Origin of the sequence: Micromonospora sp. NBC_01796, assembly GCF_035917455.1 — a bacterium.
Taxonomy (GTDB): Bacteria; Actinomycetota; Actinomycetes; order Mycobacteriales; family Micromonosporaceae; genus Micromonospora_G.
This window is the reverse complement of sequence record NZ_CP109078.1, coordinates 3590889-3612305: the sequence shown is the minus strand read 5'-3', so window position 1 is coordinate 3612305 and position 21417 is coordinate 3590889. Positions and strand designations below refer to the sequence as shown.

At 71.8% G+C, this 21417-nt stretch carries 21 protein-coding genes; 8 read left to right on the top strand and 13 right to left on the bottom strand.

From position 1 onward, the window contains the following. Positions 1–3 precede the first annotated feature (3 nt). A complete protein-coding gene (locus tag OIE47_RS16725; protein ID WP_326562410.1) occupies positions 4–471 on the bottom strand; it encodes a preprotein translocase subunit TatB in 468 nt (155 codons plus the stop codon). A 75-nt stretch (positions 472–546) separates the two neighbouring features. Further along, complete coding sequence (locus tag OIE47_RS16720) at positions 547–1914, bottom strand: S1C family serine protease (RefSeq protein WP_442792109.1); 1368 nt, start codon at positions 1912–1914, stop codon at positions 547–549. 262 nt (positions 1915–2176) lie between these two features. Between OIE47_RS16720 and OIE47_RS16715 the strand changes: the two genes are divergently transcribed. Further along, positions 2177–2803 (top strand): O-methyltransferase, encoded by a 627-nt coding sequence (locus OIE47_RS16715; protein WP_326563123.1) that lies wholly within the window; start codon positions 2177–2179, stop codon positions 2801–2803. Between the two features lie 7 nt (positions 2804–2810). On the opposite strand, the gene OIE47_RS16710 is transcribed toward OIE47_RS16715, so the two are convergent. The 3 genes from OIE47_RS16710 to OIE47_RS16700 form a co-directional block, all read right to left on the bottom strand. After that, positions 2811–3653, bottom strand: coding sequence for an MBL fold metallo-hydrolase (locus OIE47_RS16710; RefSeq protein WP_326562409.1), 843 nt, complete (start codon positions 3651–3653; stop codon positions 2811–2813). Between the two features lie 122 nt (positions 3654–3775). After that, entirely contained in the window at positions 3776–5284 is a 1509-nt protein-coding gene (locus OIE47_RS16705) for a leucyl aminopeptidase family protein (protein WP_326562408.1), read from the bottom strand. 156 nt (positions 5285–5440) lie between these two features. Beyond that, positions 5441–5608, bottom strand: a complete 168-nt coding sequence (locus OIE47_RS16700) for a DUF3117 domain-containing protein (protein ID WP_007455245.1) — start codon at positions 5606–5608, stop codon at positions 5441–5443. Positions 5609–5798: 190 nt separating this feature from the next. Here OIE47_RS16700 and OIE47_RS16695 point away from each other — a divergent pair, with 190 nt between their 5' ends. Both OIE47_RS16695 and OIE47_RS16690 read left to right on the top strand, forming a co-directional pair. Further along, complete coding sequence (locus OIE47_RS16695; RefSeq protein WP_326562407.1) at positions 5799–6614, top strand: PaaX family transcriptional regulator; 816 nt, start codon at positions 5799–5801, stop codon at positions 6612–6614. 5 nt (positions 6615–6619) lie between these two features. Then, a complete protein-coding gene (locus OIE47_RS16690; RefSeq protein ID WP_326562406.1) occupies positions 6620–7411 on the top strand; it encodes an enoyl-CoA hydratase-related protein in 792 nt (263 codons plus the stop codon). A 77-nt stretch (positions 7412–7488) separates the two neighbouring features. Here the strand turns inward: OIE47_RS16690 and OIE47_RS16685 are convergent, their stop codons facing one another. From OIE47_RS16685 to OIE47_RS16670, 4 genes are read right to left on the bottom strand one after another with little or no spacing between them, the layout of a single operon-like run. Next, positions 7489–8061, bottom strand: coding sequence for a hypothetical protein (locus OIE47_RS16685; RefSeq protein WP_326562405.1), 573 nt, complete (start codon positions 8059–8061; stop codon positions 7489–7491). A 30-nt stretch (positions 8062–8091) separates the two neighbouring features. Continuing rightward, positions 8092–8709 (bottom strand): DNA-3-methyladenine glycosylase I, encoded by a 618-nt coding sequence (locus OIE47_RS16680; protein ID WP_326562404.1) that lies wholly within the window; start codon positions 8707–8709, stop codon positions 8092–8094. Positions 8710–8765: 56 nt separating this feature from the next. After that, complete coding sequence (locus OIE47_RS16675; RefSeq protein ID WP_326562403.1) at positions 8766–9266, bottom strand: SRPBCC family protein; 501 nt, start codon at positions 9264–9266, stop codon at positions 8766–8768. After that, entirely contained in the window at positions 9263–9940 is a 678-nt protein-coding gene (locus OIE47_RS16670) for a DivIVA domain-containing protein (protein ID WP_326562402.1), read from the bottom strand. The genes OIE47_RS16675 and OIE47_RS16670 overlap by 4 nt, the downstream gene beginning before the upstream one ends. A 127-nt stretch (positions 9941–10067) precedes the next feature. On the opposite strand from OIE47_RS16670, the gene folP reads away from it, so the two are divergent. Continuing rightward, positions 10068–10937 carry a dihydropteroate synthase gene (folP, locus tag OIE47_RS16665; RefSeq protein ID WP_326562401.1) on the top strand — a complete coding sequence of 290 codons (870 nt, stop codon included), beginning with the start codon at positions 10068–10070 and terminating at the stop codon, positions 10935–10937. A gap of 21 nt (positions 10938–10958) precedes the next feature. On the opposite strand, the gene ndhC is transcribed toward folP, so the two are convergent. Then, complete coding sequence (ndhC, locus tag OIE47_RS16660) at positions 10959–11339, bottom strand: NADH-quinone oxidoreductase subunit A (protein ID WP_326562400.1); 381 nt, start codon at positions 11337–11339, stop codon at positions 10959–10961. Positions 11340–11369: 30 nt separating this feature from the next. After that, on the bottom strand, positions 11370–11594 hold the full coding sequence (locus OIE47_RS16655; RefSeq protein WP_326562399.1) for a helix-turn-helix domain-containing protein: 225 nt from the start codon (positions 11592–11594) through the stop codon (positions 11370–11372). A 172-nt stretch (positions 11595–11766) separates the two neighbouring features. On the opposite strand from OIE47_RS16655, the gene OIE47_RS16650 reads away from it, so the two are divergent. From OIE47_RS16650 to OIE47_RS16640, 3 genes are all read left to right on the top strand, one after another. Continuing rightward, positions 11767–13254, top strand: coding sequence for a hypothetical protein (locus OIE47_RS16650; RefSeq protein ID WP_326562398.1), 1488 nt, complete (start codon positions 11767–11769; stop codon positions 13252–13254). A 289-nt stretch (positions 13255–13543) separates the two neighbouring features. Then, the gene (locus OIE47_RS16645; RefSeq protein WP_326562397.1) at positions 13544–15391 is read left to right on the top strand and encodes a 2-oxoacid:acceptor oxidoreductase subunit alpha; all 1848 of its coding nucleotides are present in this window, start codon (positions 13544–13546) and stop codon (positions 15389–15391) included. Next, positions 15384–16418, top strand: a complete 1035-nt coding sequence (locus OIE47_RS16640) for a 2-oxoacid:ferredoxin oxidoreductase subunit beta (RefSeq protein WP_326562396.1) — start codon at positions 15384–15386, stop codon at positions 16416–16418. Before OIE47_RS16645 ends, OIE47_RS16640 begins: the two co-directional genes overlap by 8 nt. A gap of 76 nt (positions 16419–16494) precedes the next feature. Here OIE47_RS16640 and OIE47_RS16635 read toward each other — a convergent pair whose 3' ends face one another. Continuing rightward, positions 16495–17505, bottom strand: a complete 1011-nt coding sequence (locus OIE47_RS16635; RefSeq protein ID WP_326562395.1) for a potassium channel family protein — start codon at positions 17503–17505, stop codon at positions 16495–16497. A gap of 301 nt (positions 17506–17806) precedes the next feature. On the opposite strand from OIE47_RS16635, the gene OIE47_RS16630 reads away from it, so the two are divergent. After that, positions 17807–18343, top strand: a complete 537-nt coding sequence (locus OIE47_RS16630; RefSeq protein ID WP_326562394.1) for a phospholipase — start codon at positions 17807–17809, stop codon at positions 18341–18343. An 83-nt stretch (positions 18344–18426) separates the two neighbouring features. Here the strand turns inward: OIE47_RS16630 and OIE47_RS16625 are convergent, their stop codons facing one another. Next, on the bottom strand, positions 18427–21291 hold the full coding sequence (locus OIE47_RS16625) for an NB-ARC domain-containing protein (RefSeq protein WP_326562393.1): 2865 nt from the start codon (positions 21289–21291) through the stop codon (positions 18427–18429). Between the last annotated feature and the right edge of the window lie 126 nt (positions 21292–21417).

Here is a 21417-nt window from a genome sequence, read left to right as displayed (position 1 = left end):
GGCTCAGGTGGCGTCGTCGTCGTACGACCGCGCCTGCGGGGTGACCGCCTGGGCGGGTGCGGCGCCGTTGACCGCCCCCGAGGTCGCCTCGGAGCCGCTGCCGGCGACGCTCGTCGTACGGCCCCCGTTGCGCAGGTCGGTCGCGGCGGCCACGTCCTTCAGCTCGTCGTGTACGCCGCTGAGGTCGGACTTCACCGTGTCGTAGAGCCCCTGCAGCGGCTTGCGCAGCGCGGCCTCGTCATCCTCGCTGAGCAGGTGCTTGCGGATGAACGCCTTCGGGTGCAGGTCTTCGAGCTGGATGTCGGTGCCCAGTTCGCGACTCAGGTCACCGGTCGCGTTGGTGGCCATCCGGCGCAGGTTGCGCAGCATCCGCAGGCCGTCGTTGATCACGGTCGGCAGCTTGTCGCCGAAGATCAGCAGCGCCAGGAGCAGCAGCGCGCCGATCTCCCACCAGTTCAGGTTTTCGAACACCTCGCCGCCTCCTCGTACCGGTCCAGGGCAAGACTACGCACGCCGGGGGCGGATGCGGGAGGGGGTGTGGACCGGCTACTTCGCATCTGCGGCAAGTGTCACTGACGCCTTCTGCCGATCGGTGCCGCGACGGTACTCGACGGTCACCACCGATCCGGGCGCGTATTTCCGGACCAAGGCGATCAAATCAGTTGGTTCTTCCAGGACCCGGCCGTCCAGCCGGAGCAGCACGTCACCGGTACGCAGACCGGCACCGGCAGCCGGCCCGGCCGGATCGACCCCGGCGACCCGTACGCCGCCCTCCGCACCGACCCCGGCGCCGCTGACCTGGGCGCCGATCACCGTACGACGCGCCTTGCCGGTGTCGATGATCTCCTGGGCGACCCGCTTGGCCTGGTTGATCGGGATCGCGAAGGCGAGGCCGATGTTGCCGGCCGCCGAATCGTCCACCGCCAGCGACTTGATCACCGAGTTCACGCCGATCACCCGGCCCGCGCCGTCGACCAGTGGCCCACCGGAGTTGCCCTGGTTGACCGCCGCGTCGGTCTGGATCGCCGCGTAGTACCGCACCTGCCCGCCCGGCTCACCGGCGCTGATCGTCCGGTCCAGGGCGCTGACGATCCCCGCCGTCACGGTGTTCGCCAGGGCCAGCGGTGTGCCGAAGGCCAGCACCGGGTCACCGACCGCGATCGACTCCGAGTCACCGAACTCGACCGGCACCAGACCCGGCCGGGACACCTTGATCACCGCGAGGTCCGACTCGGGGTCGGTGCCCACCACCGTCGCGGCCGTGGTCGACCCGTCGTTGAAGACCACCGTCGCCCGCCCGTTGCTCCCCTCGACCACGTGGTCGTTGGTGATCACGTACCCGTCGGTGGACGCGACGAAGCCGGAACCCACGCTCGCACCGCCGCTGCCGTTGACCCGCACGGTCACGACGCTCGGGGCCAGCCGCTCGGCCACCCCCGCCAACGTGTCCGGCTTGCGCTGCGCGGCGGCCGGCGCCTCGTTGCCCTGGCGGCCCAGCACCGTGGTCCCGCCCCCGCCGACCCCGGCCCGGGACGCGAAGACGTAACCCAGCGTGCCGCCGAGTGTGCCGGCCAGCAGGGCGGCGACCAGCGCGACCAGGAGGACCGGGCGGGTCCCCCGCTGGCGCGGCGCGTCCGGGTCGGTGACCAGCTCCGGCAGCGCGCTCGGCGCGAGCGGGGGCGCCTGCACCACCACCGCGGTGTGGGTCCGCGGATCCCGCCACGGGTCGGCCATCGCGTCCGACCACCAGGCCGACGGCGGCGGCGGCCCACCGACACCACCCGGTACGGGGGGCATCCCGCCCCCGACACCACCAGGTCCCGCTGGCATAGCCACCGGCGGGCCCACCGTCGGCGGCACAGGTGCCGTCGTCGGGGTCCCGTCGGGCTGGCGCCAGTTCCAGCCGTCGGTCACGTGCCCTCCCAGTCCGTCCCGGAAAGCGTTCGCCGACCACACGGCGTGAGCCGCTCTCCGGTCGGGGCGTACGGGTTCCGCCTCCAGGATTGCACGGATAGCCGAAGAGCATTCAGCGGTTGGGTCCGGCGTGGACGGGGAACAGGTGGGACGACTGTCGATCACGTACCAACGCCCTTAGGCTCATAGCGCAACGCCCCCGTCCACCCCGCACCGTTTCCGGAGGTACGCCATCGCCATGGTCGCCCGGTCAGTCACCCCGATGACCGCCCAGGCACTCCAGTTCGCCGAGGCGTACGTCGCCGAGGACCTGGTCCTGCAGACCGCCCGCAGCCTGGCCCGGGAGGTCGGCCTGCCGGCCATCACGCCCGGTGTCGGCGCGACCCTGCGACTACTGGCCGCCGCCGGCAGCGCACGTTCGGTGGTCGAGATCGGCACCGGCACCGGTGTGAGCGGGTTGTGGCTGCTCCGGGGGATGCGGCCCGACGGCGTACTGACCACGATCGACGTGGAGGCAGAGCACCAGCGCATCGCCCGGCGGATCTTCCAGGAGGCGGGCTTCCCGGCCGGGCGTACCCGGATCATCACCGGTCGGGCCCTGGACGTGCTGCCCCGGCTGGCCGACGGGGTGTACGACCTGGTCTTCGCCGACGCCGACGCCACCGAGTACAGCGCCTGCGTCGAGGCCGCCCTGCGGTTGCTGCGCCCCGGCGGCGCGCTCGTCCTGCACGGCGCGATGGCCGGCGGACGGATCGGCGACCCGGCTGCCCGCGACCTGACCACGGTGACCGTACGCGAGATCGTCAAGGCGGTACGCGAGTCCGACGACTGGATCCCGGCCCTGCTCCCGTCGGGTGAGGGACTGCTGGCGGCGATCAAACGGGGATGATCCGGGTTCAGCCCTTCACTGCCCGCGCCGAGTTCCACAGCACGCCCCGGTTCACCCGGTCGGGGTAGAGCGCGAGCATGTAGTCGTACAGCTCCAGGGTGCTGTTCGTCCGTCCCATCCCGGCCTCGAAGTCGCGCAGGTAGCCGCGGGTCTCCTCGATGACGTGCGGCCCGTCGTCGGCACCGTCGCGCTTGTGCCCGGCGACCACCGAGGTGGGGTTCAGCGCCTCGACGGTGTCCAGGGCCGCGTGCCACGCCCCGATTCCTCCGTTGGCGGCCTCGCCGAGGTAGAGGTGGACGTCGTTGTAGACGGAGTCACCGGCGACCACCAGCCCGAGGGACGGTACGTAGAGAGCGGTGGTGTCGTCGGTGTCGCTGTGCCCGAGTTCGACCACGACCAGCCGCTCGCCCTCCAGGTCCAGGGTGTGGTCGGCCAGCGGTTCGGCGACCACCAGACGGTCGGACAGCTGGTTGGGGAACTGGACCCGCCAGATGCCGTCGAGCCACTTCGGGCCGAGCTGCTGGCGCATCCGCTCGACCACGTGGGCGGCAGCCACGACCTTCGCCGCCGGAAAGCGGTCCAGCACCACCGACGTGCCGAAGAAGTGGTCGCCGTGGCCGTGGGTGATGAAGATCGTGGTCAGGTTCTTGCCGCTGGCGGCCACCCAGTCGGCCAGACCGGTCGCCTCGGCCGTGGTCAGCAGGGCGTCGACCAGGATCGCGTCGCGCTCGCCCGAGATGAGGGTGGAGGTGGTCGGGGACCACACCTCCTGCGTCTCGCCCGGTGGCAGGTCGTCGGAGACCGCCGGCTTGGGCGGCGCGACGTACGTGGAGTAGCTGAGCGAAGCCATGTCGCGTCCTCACGGTGTCGGCGTACCTACGGCATCAAGCCGTCCCAGGCCAACACGTAACCATCCGGGACACGTTCCCCGTGGCGTAACAACGGATCACACCCCACCCGAGCGGCGCAGGGCTATCCCAGGTCGCCCAGCCAGCGCAGCAGCGTACGGACGCCGTACCCGGTGGCGCCCTTGACCACCGGGCCGTCGTTGCCCTCGGCCCAGGAGGGTGCGGACATGTCGACGTGCACCCAGCGGTCGCGCAGGGGGCCGGTGAACTCGCGCAGGTACAGCGCGGCGGTCACCGAGCCGGCGCCGCTGGCCGGGGCGCTGTACAGGTCGGCGATGTCGCTGCCGAGGTACTCGACGTAGTCGTTGGTCAGCGGCATCCGCCAGGCGAGTTCCCCGGCGGTACGACCGGCGCCGATCAGGGCCTCGGCCAGCTCGTCGTTCTCGCTGTAGAGGGCGGCGTGCCGCTTGCCGAGGGCCACCGCGTTGGCGCCGGTGAGCGTGGCGATGTCGATCAGCAGGTCCGGGGCGAGTCGCTCGACCGCGTACGCGAGCGCGTCGGCGAGCACCAGCCGCCCCTCGGCGTCGGAGTTGGTGGTCTCGCTGGTCAGGCCGCCGTAGTGGCGGATCACGTCACCGGGGCGGAACGCCGAGCCGCTGACCATGTTCTCGGCGAGCGGGGCGAGCGCGGTGATCCGTACCGGTAGTCGCAGTTCGGCGGCCCCGAGGGTGGCGGCGACGATGGCGGCGGCGCCGGCCATGTCCTTGCGCATCAGCTTCATCGCCTCGCGCGGCTTGATCGAGATGCCGCCGGTGTCGAAGGTGATGCCCTTGCCGACCAGCACCACATGGGTGCTCGCGCCGGCCGGGTGCCAGCTCAGTTCGACCAGGCGCGGGCCGGTGGCCGAGCCGTTCCCGACGGCCAGGATGCCGCCGAAGCCCTCGGCGGCTAGCTGCTCGGGTTCCCGGATGCTGACGGTCAGCCCGGGGTGCTCGGCCGCGGCGGCGACGATCTGGTCGGCGAGCCACTGCGGCGACTTGGTCGAGGACGGCGTGTTGATCAGGTCGCGGGCGAACCGGGTGGTCCGGGCGGTCACCCGGGCCAGTTCGAGGGCCGGCTCGTGGGCGGCCGGATCGGCGACCGCGACCAGCACCTCGGTGAGGCCGGCGGGCTCGGTCGCCTGGGCCAGTCGGAACCGGTACGACGCCAGCCACAGTCCCTCGGCCAGCCCGCGTACGGCCTCCGGGGTGACATCGGCAGGCATCGCTATAGTGATCGAAGTCTCACGAGTGGTACGGGCGATCGCCGCTCCCGCGGCCCGCCAACCGGCCTCGTCGGCGGCTCCGACGCCGACCAGCAGCAGCCGGCTGGGCTGACGCAGCGCCCGGACCGAAAGATGGGTGGTGCCCGCCGAACCGGTCTGTTCGACCAGCGGCAGGAGCGCGGTCGCCTCGGCGAGCAGGTCCTCCGGCAGGGCCAGCGCGGTCGGCGGCAGTTCGGCGAGGGGACCCTCGTCGCGGTCGGTCTCCCCGGTGCTCCGGCCCCGGTCGGGCGCGGTCGCTTCGACGGGGCGGACGGGCAGGGCGAGGGCGTCGAACCCGGTGGGATCGGCGATGAGACGAATGGTCAGCACGCCGACCGTACCTCCAGGGGATCGTGGAACGAGCAGGCCGTCGACGCGGCTTCACCGCGCTCGGGGCCCGGGTAACGTGCTGGGTCACCGGCATCACCGGTGACCCAGCACGGACGAAGGTCCGGGCACGCGGCGCGCCCGGACCTTCGTGATCACTTAGCCCGCGGCGGCCTTCAGCGCGTCACCGAGCGCGTTGGCCTCGTCAGGAGTCATCTCGACGACGAGCCGGCCACCACCCTCCAGCGGAACCCGCATGACGATGCCCCGGCCCTCCTTGGTGACTTCCAGCGGACCGTCGCCCGTCCGCGGCTTCATCGCCGCCATGTTGTCTCCCCTCAGACCTTCACCAGGGTCGGTGGGTTGCCCCACATCCACTTCGTCGACATACCCGCGCTCACGGCCCGCGGTGCCGACCCACGATTTTCCCTGATGAACACCGCCGGACCCAAACCGAACCAGCAACGCTGTAACAGCGTCTAGCATATCTTGCGAAGGGCTGTCACAATGTGCGGTCATGCAGGCACGGTCGGCACTCTTCGACCTGTACGGCGACTATCTGCGCGGCCGAGGTGGCCGTGCGCCGGTCGCCGCCCTGGTCAAGCTTCTCGCACCGCTGGGGATCGCGCCACCGGCGGTACGGACTGCGGTCTCCCGCATGGTCCGTCAGGGCTGGCTCTATCCGGCCCGCCTGAGCAGCGGACCCGGTTATCTGTTGAGCCCGAAAGCCGCCCGCCGGTTGGACGAGGCAGCTGCTCGAATCTACCGTACCGGCAAGATCGGCTGGGATGGCCGGTTCGACCTCATCGTGCTGCAACCGCCACCGGCCCGCCGGGACCGCCAGCGGCTCGACACCAGCCTCGCCTTCCTCGGGTACGGCATGATCGACGAGCAGACCTGGGTAGCCACCCGCACCGGTGAGGAGGTGGACGGGGTCCTCAGCGAGGCCGGGGTGCGCTACGAGCGGTTCTCGGCCTCGCACGCCGCCGGCACTCCGGGCGCGATGGGCCTGGTCCGCCGGGCCTGGGACCTCGACGAGATCGGCCGGGCCTACGAGGGGTTCATCGCCGAACAACGCGCCCTGGTCGGCGCGGTGACCGTACGCAGCAGTGACGAGGACGCGTACGCGGCCCGCTTCCGCCTGGTGCACGCCTGGCGTACCTTCCTCTTCCGGGATCCGCAGTTGCCTCCGGCGCTGCTGCCGGAACGGTGGCCAGGCACCAGCGCGGCCGCCTTCTTCGACCGGCATGCGGCCCGCCTGCGTCCCGCCGCCGACCGGTACGTCGAGCACTGCCTCGACGTCAGCAAGGTTCCCCGACAGAAGGGCCCGTAGAAATCGTGACCGAGCCGTTGCTCATCGAGCGTGCCGACGCCGTCGTCACCCTGACCCTCAACCGCCCCGAGGCGATGAACTCGCTCAACGTCGCGCTCAAGGTCGCGTTACGGGACACCCTCGCCGAGTTGGAGACCGACCGGTCCTGCCGCGCGGTGGTGCTCGCCGGTGCCGGCCGGGCCTTCTGCACCGGTCAGGACCTGCGCGAGCACGTCGAGACCCTGCGCACCGGCCGGGCCGACCCGCTGGGCACCGTACGGGCGCACTACAACCCGATCGCGGCCCGGCTGGGCAACCTGCCCAAGCCGGTGGTGGCCGCGGTCCGGGGCATGGCCGCCGGTGCGGGCGCGTCGCTGGCGTTCCTCTCCGACTTCCGGATCGGCGGGCCCAGGACCACCTTCCTGATGGCCTTCGCCAACGTGGGCCTGGCCGCCGACACGGGTGCCTCCTGGTCGCTGCCCCGACTCGTCGGGCACGCCAAGGCGGTCGAGCTGCTGATGCTGGCCGAGCCCGTACCGGCCGCCGAGGCGGACCGGCTGGGCCTGCTCACCCAGCTCGTGGAGAACGACGACGACGTGCTCCCGGCCGCGCAGGCGCTGGCCGCCCGGCTCGCCGCCGGCCCGACCGTGGCGTACGGAGCGATCAAGCGGCAGTTGTCGGTCGGTGACGCCGGCACGCTCTCCGAGGCTCTCGCCGCCGAGGCCCAGGCGCAGGCGATCTGTGGTGCCACCGAGGACCACCGGGCCGCCACCGCGGCCTTCGTCGACAAGCAGCGGCCGGTCTTCGTCGGCCGCTGAGCCGCTCCTGCGGGACACCGACGGCGGCGGGACGGGTCCCGCCGCCGCTCGGGACGCGGCCACCGCCGGGGCCGGTCCTAGTCGTCGTCCTCTTCCGGATCCTGGTTGGCCTCGACGCCGAGCACGAACGCCTGCATGGCCAGTTCGTTCCCGGCCGGGGAGACGAACGCCGGCAGTTCCTGGGGCCCGAGGTCGCGTACGTAGGACCAGAAGATTCCGACCGCCTCGGCCGGTGACGCGGCCTCGATCGGCAGGTCCAGGCTGACCAGCCAGGTGCGCCGGTCGCGCGGCGGTCCGACCAGGTCGGCCAGGGTCCGGTAGGTGGCCGGGTCGACCGGGGTCAGGGGTCCGTCGAGGGTGAGCTGGTGGACCTCGGTCGGGGCGTCGAAAACCCGTCGGGTGTACGTCACCACCAGCGCTCCGGGGCCCTCACCGTCGGGGTCCCGGTCCTGCTCGACCCCGTACGGGGTGACCCGGCCCAGTGCCACCAGGAGCGGGCTCCCGCCGTCGCGCAGCACCAGCACCAGCACCGGGTCGCCGTTGGCTGGCCGGTGCGGTCCTTCCAGCCCGGTGAACTCCACGCTGTCGTGGTGGTAGAGCCGCTCCGCCTCGTACCGCTCGTCGCTGATGACCACCGCCCAGGCGTTCATGCCCGAGTCTCGTTCCGCTGACCCATGGGTCTATCCCATCACGGCCGCTACCGGCGGCTCGGAACGACCGGTGGGGTTCGTCCGCCGGGCGTGGCAGCCGACCAGGTGGTCGTCGACCATTCCGGTGGCCTGCATCAGCGCGTACGCCGTGGTCGGGCCGACGAACCGGAAGCCCCGCTGCTTGAGCGCCTTGGCCAGGGCGGTCGACTCCGGCGTACGCGCCGGCACGTCGGCGAAGGTGAGTGGTTCGGCCCGCTGCCGGGTCTGCGCGAAGCTCCAGAGCAGGTCGGAGAGCCCGTCGGGCAGGTCGAGCGCGGCCCGGGCGTTGTTGATGGCCGCCTCGATCTTGCTCCGGTTACGGACAATTCCGGCATTTCCCAGGAGCCGCTGGACGTCCGACTCGTCGTACCCGGCGACGGTCTCCAGGTGGAACCGGCCGAACGCCACCCGGAACGCCTCGCGCTTGCGCAGGATGGTCAGCCAGGAGAGCCCGGACTGGAACGCCTCCAGGGTGAGCCGCTCGAAGAGGGCGTCGTCGCCGCGCAGCGGCCGTCCCCACTCCTGGTCGTGATATGTCGCATAGTCCGGCGTGCTCGCGCCCCAACCGCACCGGGACAGCCCGTCCGCGCCGATCACCAGATCCGTCACGGTCACTACGGTAGGTCAGGCCGCCGGCCGGCGCTAACCCGCCGGCAAGGCCGTGATCAGGGCAACTGCCCGCTCTCGACCAGCCGGGCGAACCGCTTCAGCGCCTGGCCGAGGCTGAACTTCGAGCCGGGCCAGAGCACCGGCCAGGCCCACCGGCCGACCGTGCCGCCGGGCAGGTGGAACCACTCGTGCCAGACCACCTGGGTCCGCTCGCGGTCCATCGGGGTGCAGCGCAGCACGCCCGGCCCGCGCAGCAACCGTCCACAGTGCAGGACCCGCAGCTCGTACGGGGCATCCACCCGGATCACCCGCATCTCGTCCCGCAGGACCGCCGGGCCGACAGTGGTCACCGCCTCGATCAGGCTGCCCTCGCCACCGTCGCCCTCGACCACCCGGACCTTGGTGAACGGGATCCATTCGCCCTGCCGCTCCCAGGCGGTGAAACCGGCGAACACCGTCGCCGCGGGCGCCCGCACGATCACCGTCGCGGTGACCTCACCCGCGCCCGGCTGCCGTACGGCATCGTCGAAGGCTTCCGGACCGGTGGACCCGGTCACCCGCGCTCCGACCGGAGCCCCGGGCCCGCGCTCTCCGCCCGTGCCCCCGCGTCCTCCTCCGTCGCGTCCCGGAGGGATCCACCGTCGGAGTCGGTCTCGGCCGTGGCGGCGTCGGTCTGTGCGGGTGCGATGTCGGTCCGGGCCGGGGCGGTGTCTGCCGTGCCCGAACCCGCCGGGGCGGCGCCGGAGTCTCCCGTGCCGGCGTCCGGGTCGCCGGCGCCGGAATCGGCCGGGATGACGCCGTCCGGGTCCCCGACCTCGGGCCGGTGGGCCGGCGAGCCGTTCTGGGCGACCGCTGCACCGGCGGCGGCCGTCGCGAGAGCCGCCGCCCGGGCACGGCGCAGCTCGTCGGCGTCCGCACCGCGACCCTCGCGCAACGCCTCCACCTCCGCCTCCAGCACGCCGATCAGCTCGTCCTTGTAACCGATGTCGTAGGCCGCCCGCGCGAACGCCTGGTCGACCTGGCTCATCCGGTACCCGCGCAGCGCGGTGTCGAACCGCACGTCGCTGACATCGGACTCCGCCAATGGACGGCTGGCCGGCAGCGGCACCGCGCGCCCGTCCGGCTCGGCCGGCGTCAGACCGGGATCGGTGCCGGTCAACAGCACGGTCACGCCGAAGACGACCGCGGCGGCGGTCAACGCCACAACCAGGAGGAGGAGAAACTGACCCATAGAAGAATCGTGTCACGCCCGACCCGGCCGGGCGACCCCGCCACCCCGCCGGAGTCCCGTCGCACCGCCGTCGTCGGCGGCCGGTTAGCGTCGGGACCATCGGTGGTCGGTTCGAGGGAGGTTCCGGATGGGTCGGACGTTACGGCTGGGTACGCAGACCTTCGCTCCCGGTGACCTGGCCGTGATGGCGATCGTGAACCGTACGCCGGACTCGTTCTTCGATCGCGGCGCGACCTTCGCCGCGGACGCCGCCCTGCGTGCGGTGGAACGGGCGCTGGCCGAGGGAGCCCAGATCATCGACATCGGTGGTGTGAAGGCCGGTCCCGGGGCCGAGGTCGGGGTGGCCGAGGAGATCCGCCGTACGGTGGCCACCATCGCCGCCGTACGGGCAGCCTTCCCGGACGTGGTGATCTCGATCGACACCTGGCGGGCCGAGGTCGCGGTCGAGGCGGTGGGCGCCGGTGCGGACCTGCTCAACGACACCTGGTCGGGTGCCGACCCGGCACTGGCCCAGGTGGCCGCCGAGACCGGTACGGGCCTGGTCTGCTCGCACGCAGGCGGGCTCAGTCCGCGTACCCGGCCGCACCGGGCGGCCTTCGACGACGTGGTGGCCGACGTCGTGTCGACGGTGACCGGGCTCGCCGAACGCGCGGTCGCCCTCGGGGTACGCCCCGACGGGATCCTGATCGACCCGGCGCACGACTTCGGCAAGAACACCCGGCACTCGTTGGAGATCACCCGTCGGCTCGACGAGCTGACCGCGACCGGCTGGCCGGTGCTGGTGGCCCTGTCGAACAAGGACTTCGTCGGCGAGACGCTGGACGTACCGGTCGACGAGCGACTGGAGGGCACCCTCGCGGCGACCACCGTCTCCGCCTGGTTGGGTGCCCGGGTCTTCCGGGCGCACCAGGTACGCCAGACCCGGCGGGCCCTCGACATGGTCGCCTCGATCCGGGGCGACCGCCCGCCCGCGCTCTCCCGACGCGGCCTGGCCTGAGTGCCCCGCCCTTCCTGACCCTCAGTCGGACCAGCGGAGGATGTTCTTGCGCCAGGCGTAGAGGATGCCCAGGGCCAGTACGGCCACGAAGATCGCCATCTCGACGACGGTGACCAGGCCGAACCCGGGCCGGTCGAACACGACCGCCCAGGGGAAGAGGAACACCGCCTCCACCGCGAAGAGCACGTAGAGGTAGGCGTAGACGTAGTAGCGGATCTGGACCTGGGCCCAGCCGCTGCCGACCGGGTCGACCCCGCTCTCGTAGGTGGCCCGCTTGCCGGGCGGGTCGGCCGGGTGGGCCGGGCGGAGCACCCGGTTCGCCGAGAACGCGCCGACGAAGACCAGGACGCTGGCGAGCAACAGGAGCCCGAGCGTCGCGTACGAGCCGAGGTAGCCGCTCATGGGCGGGAGCCTACCGGTACGGGGAGTTGGTCAGGGCCGACCGGCGCCCGGCAGGCGGTAGCGGCTGCCGTACCTGCGGCGGACCTCCCGGTGGGTGACGCCGAGCGCGAGGGCGATCTGGGGCCAGTTCAGCCCGGCGTTGCGGGCCCGCCGTACCTGTAGCGCCTCGGCCCGCTCGGCGCTGCGGCGCAGTTCCCCGGCGGCGCGCAGGGCCCGCCGGGGGTCGTCGTCGGACTGTTGTGCGACCAGTGGCATGACGGCACCTCCTCATCCTTACCGTCAACATACGTTGACGAGCCCCGGGTCGTCAACAGATGCTGACGCTGACACCCGCCCGTTACGGATTTGTTCCGTGTGGAGTCGCCGTACCCGGCCCGGCCGCGCCGAATAATGAACTCACCAAGCGGGGGAACCACCGGAGGGCTGGATGGCAGGCGTCGAGTTCGGACCACGTACTCGCGCGTTCCCGCACACCCTCGGTCGGGTCGGCGACCGCGCCGGTCGCGGGGTGGTGACGGGCGCCGCCCTGGCCCTCGCCGCGCTCGTCGTGCTCACCGCCGGAGGACTCGCCGCGCTCACGGCTGCCGAACCGGGTTGGGCAGCCGCCGCCGGCACGCGAATGGTGCCCGAATCGGAAGAGCCCGGCGGCGGAGGGACCACCCCGGAAGACCCGGAGCCGAGCCAGCCCCCGGAGACCGAGCAACCGTCGCCCACGCCCACCTCGGTGCCGACCACCGAGACACCGACCGACGTGCCGACAACGGTCGTGCCGACCGAGCCGCCCCCGCCGGACGATCCCCCCGTGACCGGCGGCCCCGGCCCCGTCCCGGCCTCCCCGACACCGTCGAGCGCCCTGCCCAGGCCCCGCCCACAGCCGGGCCAGCCCCGTTTCGGCGTCACCGTGACCACCGGCGACATCAACCTCACCAGCGCCTACTGGGGCGCCCGGAGCACCACCGCCGACCTGCTCGTCACCGTGGCGAACACCGGTGACGTCCCGCAGCACGTCCGAATGCGGTACACGCTGCCCGCGGGTGTCACCGACGCCGGCACCCAGGGCTGTTCGGCCGCCGGAGCCGGGACGTACCGGTGCGGCGCCTGGACCGCCGCGGCGGGTGCCCGGTTCACCGCCCGGATCCGGGTCTCGGTCGCGGCCGACGCCTGGCAGCAGATGCCGCTGGACGGCTCGGTGCAGGTCAGCGCCACCGACCCGGCCCGGCCGACGCTGGCCGCGGTGACCGACGACGAGGGGTTCGCGGTGCTCTTCCCACCCGGCCCACCGTCGGCCGGGCTGACGCTCGGCGCCGACGAGGTCAACTTCGACGTGACCGGGGGGCCGACGACGCTGTCGGTCCGGCTCGGCAACACCGGTACGGCCGACGCGGCGGGCACCGCCGAGGTCGTGCTGCCGGCCGGCGTCACCGTGCCCACCCCGCCGGCCGGGTGCCGCTCCACCGGCCCCTCGCCGAGCGCTCCGGCGCCGACCGGCACCGATCCGGCCAGCCCCGACCCGAACGGCACCGGGCCGCGACGGGTCGCCTGCGACCTCGGCCCGATCCGGGCCGGACAGACCGCCACGGTCCGGCTGCCGGTCAACGCCACGGCGGACGCCCAGCGGATGGCACCCCTGTCCGGCGCCGCCATCGGCACCCTCACCCCGGCGCACGGCCGGACCAGCCGGATGCAGATGAGCTTCCGGATCAACGCGGTCGCGGCCAGTTCCACCTCGACGGCGGCCGGCGCGGCGCCGGCCGGCTCCCAGGGGCTGCTCCCGGTGGTGCGACCGGTCTCACGTCCGGACGACGGGCTGACCGGCACCCAGCGGACCGCGATCGGACTGATCGTGGTCTCCGGCCTGCTGGTGGTGCTGGCGCTGACCCTCGCGGCCGTGACGCTGCGGCGGCACACCCCCTGACCGGGGCGGATATCGCGATCGTGCGGACTTGTTCCGCGGCCGGGCAATCAGCGGCATCGGCCACCGGCTTCGGGCGATGATGGATCGGGAACCGGACCCAAACCCCAGTGATCTGGGTTACGTCGATCGAGTTTCACCCGGCAAATACCGGCAAATGCGCTTTCTTGCCCTTCCCATCCGACGGACCTGGGGGAAGGTTTACCTAAGGGTCCGACGTAGGCTCTCGGTTGAGAGACAGGCGGGGACAGACCATTTGGCGTACGAACCGCCGCCGGCGACAGGAGGTCACGTGACCAAGCAGGTCCGTCAACTGGATCGGGTGGTGATCCGGTTCGCCGGCGACTCCGGCGACGGGATGCAGCTCACCGGCGACCGCTTCACCTCGGAAACCGCGCAGCTCGGCAACGACATCTCGACCCTGCCGAACTTCCCGGCCGAGATCCGGGCACCCGCCGGCACCCTGCCCGGCGTGTCCAGCTTCCAGGTGCACTTCGCCGACTACGACATCCTCACCCCGGGTGACGCGCCGAACGTCCTGGTCGCGATGAACCCGGCGGCACTCAAGGCGAACCTCACCGACCTGCCCCGCGGCGCGGACATCATCGTCAACACCGACGAGTTCACCAAGCGCAACCTGGCCAAGGTCGGTTACGCGGTCAGCCCCCTCGAAGACGGCTCCCTGGACGGCTACGCGCTGCACCCGGTCGCGCTGACCTCGATGACCATCGGGGCGCTCGCCGAGCTGAACGTCGCCAAGAAGGACGCCGAGCGGGCCAAGAACATGTTCGCCCTCGGCCTGCTCTCCTGGATGTACTCCCGGCCGTACGCGTCCACGATCCGGTTCCTCGAACGCAAGTTCGCCAAGCGCCCCGAGCTGATCGCGGCGAACACCGCCGCCTTCAAGGCCGGCTGGAACTTCGGCGAGACCACCGAGGACTTCGGCGTCCGGTACGAGGTCAAGCCGGCCAAGATGAGCCCCGGCACGTACCGCAACATCACCGGTAACGCGGCGCTCTCGCTCGGCCTGGTGGCCGCCGGCGTACGGGCGAAACTGCCGGTCTTCCTCGGTGCCTACCCGATCACCCCGGCCTCGGACATCCTGCACGAGCTGAGCAAGCACAAGCGGTTCGGCGTGACGACGGTGCAGGCCGAGGACGAGATCGCGGCGATCGGCGCGGCCCTGGGCGCGTCGTACGGCGGCGCCCTCGGCGTGACCACCACCAGCGGCCCCGGTGTCGCCCTCAAGGGCGAGACGATCTCGCTCGCGGTGGCGCTGGAACTGCCGCTGGTCATCGTCGACGTGCAGCGGGCCGGTCCGTCGACCGGTATGCCGACCAAGACCGAGCAGGCCGACCTGAACATGGCGCTGTACGGCCGGCACGGCGAGGCACCGGTCGCGGTGATCGCCCCGAGGTCCCCGTCGGACTGCTTCCACGCCGCGATCGAGGCGGCCAGGATCGCGTTGACGTACCGCACGCCGGTGATCCTGCTCTCGGACAACTACGTCGCCAACGGCTCCGAGCCGTGGCTGCTGCCCGAGGTCGACTCGCTGCCCGACCTCCAGGTCGAGTTCGCGACCGAGCCCAACGGCGAGGACGGCACCACGTTCCTGCCGTACCTGCGCGACCCGGTGACGCTGGCCCGACCGTGGGCGATCCCCGGCACCGCGGGTCTGGAACACCGGATCGGCGGTCTGGAGAAGGCCGACAAGACCGGTGACATCTCGTACGACCCGGCGAACCACGACTTCATGGTCCGTACCCGGGCGGCCCGGATCGAGGCCATCCCGGTGCCGGACCTCGAGGTCGAGGATCCGGACGGGGACGCCCGGGTGCTCGTCCTCGGCTGGGGTTCCACCTACGGCCCGATCGGCGCGGCCTGCCGCGCGCTGCGACAGAAGGGGCTCTCGGTGGCCCAGGCGCACCTGCGCCACCTGTCGCCGATGCCGGCGAACCTCGGCGAGGTGCTGAAGGCGTATGACCGGGTGGTCATCCCGGAGATGAACCTCGGTCAGCTCGCGCACGTGATCCGGGCCCGGTTCCTGGTCGACGCGATCAGCTACAACCAGGTCCGGGGGCTGCCGTTCACCGCCGCCGAGCTGGAGTCCATGCTGGAAGAGGTAGTGAAGAATGCCTGAGCCCCTCGCCCTCAAGCTCACCGCCAAGGACTTCAAGTCCGACCAGGAGGTGCGCTGGTGCCCCGGCTGCGGTGACTACGCGATCCTGGCCGCGATCCAGCAGTTCATGCCGGAGTTGCAGATCCCGCGCGAGCGGACCGTGTTCGTCTCCGGCATCGGCTGCTCGTCCCGCTTCCCGTACTACATGAACACGTACGGGATGCACTCGATCCACGGGCGGGCCCCGGCGATCGCGACCGGCCTGTCGGTCTCCCGGCCGGACCTGTCGGTCTGGGTGGTCACCGGTGACGGCGACGCCCTCTCGATCGGCGGGAACCACCTGATCCACGCGCTGCGCCGCAACGTCAACCTGAAGATCCTGCTGTTCAACAACCGGATCTACGGCCTGACCAAGGGTCAGTATTCCCCCACCTCGGAGGTCGGCAAGATCACCAAGTCGACCCCGGTCGGCTCGGCGGACTCGCCGTTCAACCCGCTGTCGCTGGCGCTCGGCGCGGAGGCGACCTTCGTCGCCCGCACCATCGACTCCGACCGCAAGCACCTCCAGTCGGTGCTCCGGGCCGCGGCCGAGCACCAGGGGTCGGCGTTCGTGGAGATCTACCAGAACTGCAACATCTTCAACGACGGCGCGTTCGACCAGCTCAAGGAGCCGGGTACGCGCGACGACTACCTGATCCGGCTGGAGCACGGCCAGCCGATCACGTTCGGCGCGCAGGGGCAGTTCTGCGTCGTACAGACGCCGGGCGGCTTCGGCCTGGAGGTACGCGAGACCGCCGCCGTACGCCCCGAGGACATCGTCGTGCACGACAGCGGGGTGACCGAGCCGGCGTACGCGTTCGCGCTCTCCCGGCTGCCCGGGTTCGACCTGCGCAACACCCCGATCGGGGTGCTCCGGAAGGTGTCCCGGCCGTCCTACGACAGCATCGTGCAGGAGCAGGTCGCGACCGCCGTGGCGGGCAACAGCGAGACGCCGGAGCAGCAGCTCGCCGGCCTGCTCAACAGCGGTGACACCTGGACCATCATGTAGTTCACCACCGACAGACGTCGACGGGCCTCACGGAAAACCGTGGGGCCCGTCGACGTGGTGCGGTCAGTCTGAGTGGTCAGGCCGTCGACGGGGACGTCCGGTCGTCGCGTACGTAGACCAGCATGTCCCCGGTCTCGATCCGTACCCCGGCGGGCTCCACCACGGATACCACCTTGCCGCGCCGGATCAGCGCGATGACCAGCGCCTCGACCTCGCGGGGCGAGGTGCCGACCTCGTGCCGCTCGGCCGAGCGCATCGCCAACGCCATGCCCTGGCCCGGAGTGAGCAGGTCCTCGACCACGTCGATCAGCGGCGGGGCGGAGGTCGAGAGCCCGAGGAGGCGGCCGGCGGTGGCCGACGAGACGATCACGTGGTGCGCACCGCTCTGCTTCAGGAGCGGCGCGTTCTCGGCCTCCCGTACGGCCGCGATGATCCGTACCTGCCCTGCGGTGAGCTGCCGTACGGTGAGCGCGACCAGGACCGACGCGTCGTCGCTGTCGGTTGCGATGATCACCGCCTTGGCGTTCTTGACGTGTGCCTCGTTGAGCACCGACGACCGGGTGGCCGAGCCCTCGATGGCGACCAGTCCGGCCGCGGTGGCCTGCCGCACGGCGGTCGCGCTCCGCTCGACCACGACGATCTTCGACTTGTCGTAGTCGGTTTCCAGCAGGGCGCTGATGGCACTGCGGCCCTTGGTGCCGTAACCGCAGATGATGACGTGGTCTTTCACAGTTTTCCTCCACCGCGTCATGCGGAGGTTGGTGCGGTACTGCTCGGTCAGGACTTCCAGCGTCGTGCCGACCAGGATGATCAGGAACAGCACCCGGGCCGGGGTGATGATCAGGACGTTCACCAACCGGGCCGAGGGCGAGGTCGGGGTGATGTCGCCGTAGCCGGTGGTCGAGAGGGTGACCACCGCGTAGTAGGCGGAGTCGAGCAGGGTGAGGCTGTCCTCGTTGACGTCCCGGTAGCCGTCCCGGTCCACGTAGACCACGAAGACGATGATCAGCACCAGGCCGATCGCGGCGAGAAGTCGCAGGCTGAGGGCACGTAACGGGCCCTGCCGGACGGCGGGGAAATGGATCACCGCGGGCCCGGCCCGATCGCCACACTCTGCTGCACGCCCACAACATAGCGGGTACGTCCGGCCGGGACCGCACGGGCGGCCAGCACGGGCATCGGCACGGCGTCAACCGGTGTGGCGACCCGGTGACGGCAGCCCCCGCACATTCGCCTGTTTCGACGCATGTCGACAAATATTCACGCTAGATCGAGATCGACGTCCGGCGATTCACCGAGACTGTACGGACCCGGTACCCACCGGTAACAAACCCCCGTTCCCCCCGATGCCCCCACCAGGGGCGTCACTCGTCCCGGAGGTATCCCCCATGCCCCGTCGGTTGACCACAATGCTCGCCGCCGCAGCGTTTGCCCTGCTCGGCGTACTCGGCGTCGCCTCGCCCGCAGCCGCGGTAACGCCCGCCCAGAAGCTGTCCGTACTGACAAGTTGGACCCAGACCAGCGCCGGCAGCTACGGCAACTGGAACGCCGCCCGGACCAACCGGGCCCCCTGGGCCGACTACAACTTCGACTGGTCCACCGACTACTGCTCGTCGAGCCCGGACAACCCCCTCGGGTTCAACTTCGAGCTTTCCTGCTACCGGCACGACTTCGGATACCGCAACTTCAAGGCGATCGGCCAGTTCCCGGCCAACAAGTCCCGCCTGGACAGCGCGTTCTACGAGGACCTGAAGCGCTCCTGCGCCACGTACAACTCGGTTGTACGCCCGGCCTGCATCAGCCTGGCGTGGACCTACTACCAGGCGGTCAAGGTCTTCGGCAAGGTCGCCGTGAGCCAGGCCGACCTGGACCGGGCGGCCAAGATGAAGTCCGACGCGGAACGCGCGGCCGCGCTCGTCCACTGAGAAGCGTTCTCGTCCACCGAGCAGGGATCACCGGTCGGCCGGGCTCACCCCGTGAGCCCGGCCGGGCGGGGCGGACCGGCCCGTCAGGAACCGGGATGCTCACGGCGGTCGAGGGGCTCGCGCGCCGGATCGGTCTGGACCGAGCCGCGCCCGGCCCTCGACCGCTGGGCCGCCTGCTCGACGCCGGAGAACCGGATCGATCCAGCGGCCAGGTCGGGATGGTCAACCGCGAGGGCCACCGCCGCCGCCTCCTCCAACGTCAACTCGGCCCCCTCCGCGTAGGCCGCGTCGAACGCCACGTCGCCCAGCACCCCCCGCAGCCCGGCCTGCTCCTCCAGCCAGTACTGGCCGAACATGCCGGCCGTGCTGCGCATCGCGGACCGGGTCGCCTGGGCCGCCCCGAACAGGCGGGCGGCGGTGATCGGGTCACCGCCCCACGCGCAGCGCACCGCGATCGCGTTGATGGTGTCGCAGGCGCGGCCGTGGAATCCGTGCCCCATCCGGGACCGGAGCGCCACCACCAGGTGGTCGTGCGCGGCGACCAGGTCACCACGGGACAGCGCCACCATGCCGAGCAGCATGTCGACCGACCGCCGGGCCCGCTCGGTCGGGCGGGCCGCCTCCACCGGCCGGGCGGCGCCGAGCAACTCCGCCGCCTCGTCCAGGGCGCAGCGCCGCCAGAGCAGTTCGGCCAGGCTGTAGACGGCGAACAACGCGTCCCCGGAGACGTCGTTCTGGTGCGCCCAGGCGATCACCTCACGGCACACCCGCTCGGCCTCGACGAGCTGTCCCATGTCGATCAGCGGCGCGGCCCTGCCCGCCAGCACCCTGGCCTGGAGGCCGGCGTCACCGGCCTGCCGGGCGGCCGACTCGGCCCGCTGCGAGAAGCGCAGCTCCTCGGCGAACTCGCCGTCCGCCCCGGCGTGCAGCGAGTGCATGTGGTACGCCGCAGCCAGCTCCGCCTCGGGAATCCGCTCGCCGGTCTCGGCGATCCGACCGTAGAGCCGGAACAGCCAGAGCCGTCCCTCCCGGGCCAGCCCCCGTTCGCGCCACCACTGGTCGAGCCCGCCGGCCAGCCGCAGTCCCTCGCGGGCACTGCCCCCGGTCGCGGTCCACCGCAGCGCGGCACGCATCTCGTCGGCCAGCGGGTCGAGCGCGTACAGCGAGAGGGTGACCGGCCGGTCGTCCGGCCCGAGGTACGCCCGTTCCAGCGCGTGCAGCGACCAGGCGACGTGCCGGTCCCGGGCGCTCTGCTCCTCACCGGCGTCGACCAGCCGGCGGGCGGCGTAGGCGCGGATCGGGTCGAGCATCCGGTAGGTGCTGCCGGAGACGTTCGGCTCGACCTGGATCATCGACTTGTCGGCGAGCACCGAGAGCGGGTCGAGCGGATCGTCGTCCAGCAGCCACTCCACCGTGGCCAGGTCGACCGGGCCGGAGAAGACCGCGAGCCAGCGCAGCAGCCGCGCGGCGCGGGGCCCGAGCGTCCGGTACGACCAGGTGACGGTCGCCTGCATGGTGACGTGTCGCTGGGTCGCCGAGCGTTGGGCGGCCCGGGCGGCGGCGACCGGGGCCACGTCCAGGGCGGCGGCGGCCAGGTCGACGGTGTCGTGCTGGTTGGCGATCCACCGGGGCGCGGCCTCGCTCGGCTGCTCCGGCTCGTCCCGCCCGGCGTCCAACGCGCCGAGCACGTCGTCCAGGCGGCCGGCGAGCTGACTGGCCGAGAGGACCCGTAGCCGGGCGGCGGCCAGCTCGATCGCCAGCGGGAGCCCGTCCAACCGGGCCACCACCCGTTCCAGGTCGGCCGACTCGGCGGGGCTGGAACGTCGCCCGCCACGGGCGGCCACGGTGCGGTCCAGCAGCAGGGCGATGGCGTCGCTCGGGCCACCGCCCGGTCCCGGTTCCACGGACAGCGGCGGGATCCGCCACACCACCTCACCCGGCAGGCCCAGCGACTCCCGGCTGGTCACCAGCACCCGTACGCCGCTGCCGCCGGTCAGCAGCCGGGCGATGACCTCGGCGCAGGCGGCCGGCTGGGCGTCACAGGTGTCGAGCAGGAGCAGCATCCGCCGCGAGGCGGCGTACTCGACCAGGGTTTCCGACATGGGCCGGCCGGGCTCGGGCCGCAACCCGAGCACCGCGGCGATGGCGAAGGCGACCAGGCCCGGATCCGTCACCGCGGCGATGTCGACGAACCAGATCCCGTCCGGGTACGTCTCCACGTCCGCCCCGGCCACCTCGACCGCTAGTCGGGTCTTGCCCGCGCCACCGGCCCCGACCACGGTGACCAGCCGGTGCTCGTTGACCAGGCGGTCCAACTCGGTACGTTCCGCCCGGCGGCCGACGAACGAGGTGACCTGGGTCGGCAGGTTGTGCGGTACGGCATCCGCGGTACGCGGCCGGGGGAACTGGCGCTCCAGCCCGGGTGCGACCAACTGGAAGAGGCGTTCCCGGTCGTCGAAGCCGCGCAGCCGGTGCAGTCCCAGGTCGAGCAGCGAGGCGCCGGGCGGCAGCGGTGCCGCGTGCCGGGCCGTGGCACCGGAGCAGAGCACCTGCCCGCCGTGGGCGGCGGCGGCGATCCGAGCGGCCCGGTGCACCTCGGCGCTGGCGTACTCGCCGGCGAGCGGCTCGGCGTGTCCGGTGTGCAGCCCCATCCGGACCCTCGGGGTGGCCTCGGGGGTGGGCCACTCGTGGCTGGCCAGCGCGCGTTGCGCGGTCAGGCAGGCGTCCAGTGCGGCTGCCGCGTCGGCGAACGCGATGAAAAACGAGTCGCCCTCGGTGAACAGCTCCGTGCCGTCGCTCGCGGCCAGGGTGGAGCGGAGCAGCCGTCGGTGCTCACTGAGCACCGGGCGATAGCCCGAACCGAGCATCTGGGCCAACCGGGTTGAGCCCTCGATGTCGGTGAACATGAAAGTCACCAGCCCACTCGGCAGGTGGATCCGTACCGACATGCGTGGAACCTCCGCCCCCTGGAAGTCGCGTTCATGCTGCCGCATTTCGACGTCACAGCGCATCGTAGGAACGGACGGGGCGTGACCGCCCCAAGTGCCAACCCGCTACGTGACCATGGAAGAACG

Bases quoted from the DNA above. Each gene is read 5' to 3' on its own strand.
- folP (WP_326562401.1), top strand. From the start codon at position 10,068: ATGGGTCGGACGTTACGGCTGGGTACGCAGACCTTCGCTCCCGGTGAC.
- OIE47_RS16670 (WP_326562402.1), bottom strand. From the start codon at position 9,940: ATGGGTCAGTTTCTCCTCCTCCTGGTTGTGGCGTTGACCGCCGCCGCG.
- OIE47_RS16655 (WP_326562399.1), bottom strand. From the start codon at position 11,594: ATGCCACTGGTCGCACAACAGTCCGACGACGACCCCCGGCGGGCCCTG.
- OIE47_RS16685 (WP_326562405.1), bottom strand. From the start codon at position 8,061: ATGAACGCCTGGGCGGTGGTCATCAGCGACGAGCGGTACGAGGCGGAG.
- OIE47_RS16650 (WP_326562398.1), top strand. From the start codon at position 11,767: ATGGCAGGCGTCGAGTTCGGACCACGTACTCGCGCGTTCCCGCACACC.
- OIE47_RS16710 (WP_326562409.1), bottom strand. From the start codon at position 3,653: ATGGCTTCGCTCAGCTACTCCACGTACGTCGCGCCGCCCAAGCCGGCG.
- OIE47_RS16715 (WP_326563123.1), top strand. From the start codon at position 2,177: ATGACCGCCCAGGCACTCCAGTTCGCCGAGGCGTACGTCGCCGAGGAC.
- OIE47_RS16695 (WP_326562407.1), top strand. From the start codon at position 5,799: ATGCAGGCACGGTCGGCACTCTTCGACCTGTACGGCGACTATCTGCGC.
- ndhC (WP_326562400.1), bottom strand. From the start codon at position 11,339: ATGAGCGGCTACCTCGGCTCGTACGCGACGCTCGGGCTCCTGTTGCTC.
- OIE47_RS16630 (WP_326562394.1), top strand. From the start codon at position 17,807: ATGCCCCGTCGGTTGACCACAATGCTCGCCGCCGCAGCGTTTGCCCTG.
- OIE47_RS16700 (WP_007455245.1), bottom strand. From the start codon at position 5,608: ATGGCGGCGATGAAGCCGCGGACGGGCGACGGTCCGCTGGAAGTCACC.
- OIE47_RS16625 (WP_326562393.1), bottom strand. From the start codon at position 21,291: ATGTCGGTACGGATCCACCTGCCGAGTGGGCTGGTGACTTTCATGTTC.
- OIE47_RS16640 (WP_326562396.1), top strand. From the start codon at position 15,384: ATGCCTGAGCCCCTCGCCCTCAAGCTCACCGCCAAGGACTTCAAGTCC.